Genomic DNA, 538 nt, shown 5'->3' on the forward strand with positions numbered 1-538 from the left:
CATCCGCTTGAGCTGCTGCAAGGGCCGCATCAGCCTTCGCCTGTGCATCAATAGCCGCCGCACTAATCGCAGCATTCTTAGCTGTTGTTGCTTTTGTTGCAGCATCTGTGGCTGCACTTGCTATAGCAGCAGCTTCAGCAGCATTGGCCTTAGCTGTAGCATCTAATTGAGCTGAACTAATGGCAGCTGCCTCTGCATTATTCGCCTTAGTTGTGGCGTCATCAATGGCGCGTTGTTCCGCCTCGGTTACAATACCATCGGCATAAGCTTTAGCTTTCACGGTTTCGGCTTCTGCCTTTGCATTAGCTGATGCAATAGCATCCGCTTTGGCCTGATCCGCTTTGAGCTTAGCATCTGCTTGAGCTGCAGCAAGGGCCGCATCGGCTTTCGCTTGTGCGTCAATCGCCGCCGCACTAATCGCAGCATTCTTAGCAATCGTTGCTTTCGTAGCAGCATCTGTGGCTGCACTTGCTATAGCAGCAGCTTCAGCAGCATTGGCCTTAGCTGTAGCATCTAATTGAGCTGAACTAATGGCAGC

The 538-nt window shown here is 51.9% G+C and carries 1 protein-coding gene; it reads right to left on the bottom strand.

What is annotated here, in order from left to right; all coding sequences use genetic code 11:
• Positions 1-538, bottom strand: a 538-nt coding sequence (locus EO244_RS16975) for a hypothetical protein (protein ID WP_206734607.1), incomplete at both ends; no start/stop codon positions are given.

The organism is Ancylomarina salipaludis (assembly GCF_004122035.1).
In the GTDB taxonomy this organism is placed as follows: Bacteria; Bacteroidota; Bacteroidia; order Bacteroidales; family Marinifilaceae; genus Ancylomarina; species Ancylomarina salipaludis.